This is a genomic window from Halanaerobium saccharolyticum, assembly GCF_004362045.1.
GTDB classification, from domain to species: Bacteria; Bacillota; Halanaerobiia; order Halanaerobiales; family Halanaerobiaceae; genus Halanaerobium; species Halanaerobium saccharolyticum_C.
Window position 1 is genome coordinate 1 of the sequence record NZ_SNWX01000055.1, and the last position, 5,022, is coordinate 5,022.

Annotated in this window: 5 protein-coding genes; all 5 read right to left on the bottom strand. The window is 37.1% G+C overall.

Annotation, left to right across the window (positions count from 1 at the left end):
* Positions 1-84: 84 nt before the first annotated feature.
* From DFR79_RS15785 to DFR79_RS15805, 5 genes are read right to left on the bottom strand one after another with little or no spacing between them, the layout of a single operon-like run.
* Positions 85-969: a polyprenyl synthetase family protein gene (locus tag DFR79_RS15785; protein WP_133516417.1), complete on the bottom strand. Its 885-nt coding sequence runs from the start codon at positions 967-969 to the stop codon at positions 85-87.
* A 2-nt stretch (positions 970-971) separates the two neighbouring features.
* The gene (gene xseB / locus DFR79_RS15790; protein ID WP_133516418.1) at positions 972-1,244 is read right to left on the bottom strand and encodes an exodeoxyribonuclease VII small subunit; all 273 of its coding nucleotides are present in this window, start codon (positions 1,242-1,244) and stop codon (positions 972-974) included.
* A complete protein-coding gene (gene xseA, locus DFR79_RS15795) occupies positions 1,237-2,493 on the bottom strand; it encodes an exodeoxyribonuclease VII large subunit (protein ID WP_133516419.1) in 1,257 nt (418 codons plus the stop codon). The genes xseB and xseA overlap by 8 nt, the downstream gene beginning before the upstream one ends.
* 13 nt (positions 2,494-2,506) lie before the next feature.
* A complete protein-coding gene (gltA, locus tag DFR79_RS15800) occupies positions 2,507-3,922 on the bottom strand; it encodes an NADPH-dependent glutamate synthase (protein WP_133516420.1) in 1,416 nt (471 codons plus the stop codon).
* Positions 3,922-4,752: a sulfide/dihydroorotate dehydrogenase-like FAD/NAD-binding protein gene (locus DFR79_RS15805; protein WP_133516421.1), complete on the bottom strand. Its 831-nt coding sequence runs from the start codon at positions 4,750-4,752 to the stop codon at positions 3,922-3,924. The genes gltA and DFR79_RS15805 overlap by 1 nt, the downstream gene beginning before the upstream one ends.
* Between the last annotated feature and the right edge of the window lie 270 nt (positions 4,753-5,022).

The following is a 5,022-nucleotide window of genomic DNA, read 5'->3' on the forward strand; positions in this document are numbered from 1 at the left end:
TTTTATCCTAAAAACATTTTATCAAAAAGGGAGTCTTCTTTCTAATTTTCTAGATAATTTCAAAATGAATCTCCAAAACTTATTTTACACTATGTGTCTTTTTAAAATATAATCAACTAAATCCTTTAAATCATGGGCTCTAGAGCCAAAAATATTTAACTCATTTTTTGCTTTTTCAGCATGTTCGGCAGCTGCTTTTTTTGCAGCTTCAACCCCCATTAATTTGGGATAGGTTGACTTATTTAATTCTTGATCCCTACCAACAACCTTACCCAGTTTTTCTGTGTCACCAGTTAAATCAAGTAGATCATCAACAATTTGAAATAATACTCCTATATTTTCTGCATATGCTAACAATGCTCTTTTTTCTGCACTATTAAAATCAGAACAATAGAGTCCATTTAAAACAGAAGCCTTAATTAAAGCTCCTGTTTTGGCTCTATGTACTTTCTGCATTTCTGCCAGAGATAATTTTTTATTTTCAGCCTCAATATCCAGAACCTGGCCGCCTACCATTCCCTGATAGCCAGAAAATTTAGCTGTATTAGCAATTATTTTAATTTTAGCTTCTGGCTTAAGTTCAAGTTCTGATAGGACTTCAAAGGCATAAGTTAAAAGGGCATCTCCCGCTAAAATTGCAGCAGCTTCTCCAAAAACAAGGTGGTTAGTTTTTTTACCCCGCCGCAGATCATCATCATCCATTGCCGGAAGATCATCATGAATTAGTGAATAACTATGAATCATCTCCAGAGCTGAACCTGCCTTTAATGCCGCCTGATAATTACCTCCCAGTAATTCTGCAGTTAAAAGTGATAATACAGGTCTAATTCTTTTTCCACCTGAAAGCAGAGTATATTTCATAGCCTCGGTCAGTTGAGGAGCTATTTCTTCGTTTAAGGTCATCAACTTTTCTAACTTTAATTCTACTTCTTCAGCCTTTGCAGCCAGAATTTTTTTAATTTCCTGCAAGTTTAATCCTCCTCAATCTCTGAATCAAAAGGTACCTCTTTAGTAAACTCATTATCTTCTTCCAGCATTACCTCGATTTTCTTTTCTGCTTTATCAAGTTTTTGATGGCAGAATTTAAGCAGTCTCATTCCCTGACTGAATTCAGCAAGGGTCTTATCCAGTGAAAGACCACCCTTTTCCAGATCTTCTACAATTTTTTGCAGTTTTTCTAAAGCTGTTTCAAAATCTAAATTTTTAGTATCAATTTCTTCAACTTTATCTTTCTCTTTAGTCATTAATATCACCATCTTTTCTACATGCTTTTACTTCCAAATCTGCCAGTCCATCACTTAAACGAGCCTGCAGCTGATCTCCAGCTTCAATTTGACTGACTGACTTAATAATTTTTTCTTCCTGATCCTGCAGTATAGCATAACCGCGGTCAAGAGTCTTTAGTGGACTTAAATTATTTAATCGCTGGTATAGCAGCTGATATTTGTTTTCCCAGAGATTATATTTTTTTTCAATCAGGTGTTCTAATTTTGTTTCAAGACTATCAAGTTCCTGTTCATAATTCCTGAAAAGCTCCTCCGTAGAAACAAAAATTCTTCTTTCAGCAATACTCTGCAGTTTATTCTGCAGTTCCTTAATTTTAGAAGAACTGCTGTTTAATAGACGCTGAGTTAAATTATCAAGTCTATTTAAAATTTCTTCTCTATTTGCAGTAGCCAGTTCTGCTGCGGCCGAAGGAGTTGGAGCCCTTAAATCAGCCACAAAATCAGAGATAGTAAAATCAGTTTCGTGTCCGACACCACTAATCACCGGCAGACGAGAATTATAAACTGCCCGGGCCACCTCTTCTTCATTAAAAGGCCAGAGATCCTCAATTGAGCCACCACCACGGCTGATGATTATTAAATCAATATCATCCCGACTGTTTAAATATTCAATTCCAGCCGTGATTTCTCCCTTTGCAAGATCACCCTGTACATGAGCAGGGACTATTAAAACCGAAAAATTGCCGCTTCGTCTCTTCATTACCGAAAGTATATCTCTAACAGCAGCTCCTGTAGGAGAAGTTACAATCCCAATTTTGCTGGCTAAAAGTGGAATCTCCTTTTTCTTAGCTTCCGCAAAAAGACCTTCTTTTTCCAGTCTGGCCTTCAGTTTTTCAAAAGCCTCATATAATTTACCCTTACCTGCTTTTTCCATCTCCCGGGCATAAAATTGATATTCTCCCCGCTGAGCATAAATATCTAAATTACCTCTGGCCTCAACCTGCATACCTTCTTCCGGTTTGAAATCAAGAGAAGAATTATATCCTTTAAACATTACAGTTTTCAACTGAGAATTTTTATCCTTTAAAGTGAAATACATATGACCTGAGCTGTGGTGGTAAAAATTGGATATCTCACCACTAATCCAGAAGTCAGAAAGAAGAGCATCTTCTTTAATTAAAGCCTGAAGATACCCTGTTATTTCTGCTACGGTATAGATCTTTTTTTCTTTTTTTGAAAATAAATCATCCTGATATAAATCTGACATAAAATCAACCACTCTATTTTTTAGATTTCTCTAACAAATAATTCTTCATATTTTCAGCTGCTGTTTTTCCGGCACCCATTGCTTTAATTACTGTGGCAGCCCCCGTAACCACATCTCCACCGGCATAGACTCCTTTACGGCTGGTCTGCTGGTCTTCACCAACTTCAATTCCACCCCAGCTTTTGGTTTTTAAATTTTTAGTATTTGAGGTTAAAAGTGGATTTGGATTCTGACCAATTGCAATAATTACTGTGTCCAGGTCCAGCATCCAGTTCGAATCCTCAATTGGGATCGGACGTCTACGGCCGGAATCATCTTTTTCTCCCAGTTTCATCTGCTGACATTCCATCTGAGCAACTCTACCGCCTTCTCCATGAATAGCAACCGGATTATTTAAGAGTTTTAGCTCAATCCCTTCTTCCTGGGCGTGATGAATTTCTTCACTGCGGGCCGGCATCTGTTCCTCTGCTCTCCGATAAACTATATAGACATCCTCTGCCCCAAGTCTTTTGGCAGTCCTTGCCGCATCCATAGCTACATTTCCAGCTCCAACTACAGCAACTTTATCTCCAACTACAACTGGAGTTTTGTACTCCGGATATTTAAAGGCCTTCATTAAATTAACTCTGGTCAAAAATTCATTGGCTGAATAAACACCATTTAAATTTTCTCCCGGTATATTTAAAAATCTGGGTAAACCTGCACCCACACCAATAAACATAGATTCGTAACCTTCTTCAAATAACTCTTCCACTGTAATAGATTTCCCAACAACAACATTTAACTGGATATCAACTCCCAGTTCTTTAATAGACTCCACTTCCTGATCAACTATATCCTTTGGAAGTCTAAATTCGGGAATCCCATAACGCAGAACCCCACCTGTCTCATGTAAGGCCTCAAAAATAGTTACATCAAGTCCATATTTAGCAAGATCAGCTGCTGCAGTCAGTCCAGCTGGGCCGGCTCCAATTACTGCAACTTTTCTTCCTTCTAACTCAGGAACCTTCATCTTTTCTATTTCCTCAGCACTGGTTTTATCGCTGCCTCTTTCCATGTTATAATCAGCTACATAACGCTCCAGGCGGCCAATTGCCACTGGTTCATTTTTAATCCCCATTACACATACTTTTTCACACTGTTCTTCCTGAGGACAAACCCGACCACAGACTGCAGGTAAATTGTTTTTGCTTTTAATTATCTGATTGGCCTCTACCACATCACCATCTTTTAAAGCCTGAATAAACTGAGGAATAGGTACATGGACCGGACATCCCTCAACACAGGGTTGATGCTTACAGTGTAAACATCTATCTGCTTCTACAAGAGCCTCCTGATCACTATATCCAAATGGAACTTCTTTAAAGTTTTTAATTCTTTCTTCTGGTGCCTGTTCTTTCATCGGCGTCTTTTTTTTCTGTAAAGACATTAATTATCCTCCTCGACTGCTGTATCATGAACTAAATTTTCTTCATGCTGATAAAAATTAAGTCTGTTCATCAATTCTTTAAAGTCAACCTGATGAGCATCAAATGCCGGTCCATCTACACAGGTAAACTTTCTTTCTCCACCAACTGTTACTCTGCAGGCTCCACACATTCCAGTTCCATCAACCATAACTGTGTTTAAACTGACAATTGTTTCTACTCCATACTCTTTAGTCATATCGGCAACTGCTTTCATCATCGGCACAGGACCAATTGCAACCACTAAATCAATATCATCTTCTTTTTCCAGTAAATCTTTTAAAATATCTGTTACATAACCGTGGTGACCATAGCTGCCATCATCAGTAGCAATAAATAATCTATCACTATACTCCTCTAATTCTTCTTCTAAAATAATTAAATTTTTGGTTCTGGCTCCAGTGATACTGATAACCTCAGCTCCCTGTTCATAAAAACCTCTAACCTTCGGATATAAAAGAGCTGTTCCAGAACCTCCACCCAGAAGCACTACTTTCTGATACCCTTCCAGGTCAATATGGTGACCTAACGGACCAACAATATCCTGAATCTGATCACCTTTATCCATTTGACCTAATAATTTAGTAGAATAACCAACTTCCTGAAAAATTATTGAAATCATACCAGTTTCTCGATCATAATCTGCAACAGTAAGTGGTATCCTCTCACCCTTCTCATCTACTCTTAATATAATAAAATTGCCGGGTTTAGTTTTTTTAGCAATCATAGGTGCTTTTACCATTAATTTTTTAATAGTTGGTGCCAGTACTTCCTTTTCTAAAATCTCGTACATAATTTCCCTCCTGAATTTTTAAAACTAGAGCAAAAAAAACCTGCTTCTATACTTTATTCTTTACCCGTCCCCTTAATTCCTTCCTGATATGATAAATTATTCGGACCAGAGTCAAGTTATTTTTTTTATAAAGTTTTATTGTAATAATTTATCTGATTAAGCAAAATATGAAAACCATAGTGTAAAATAAGTTTTGGAGATTCATTTTGAAATTATCTAGAAAATTAGAAAGAAGACTCCCTTTTTGATAAAATGTTTTTAGGATAAAAA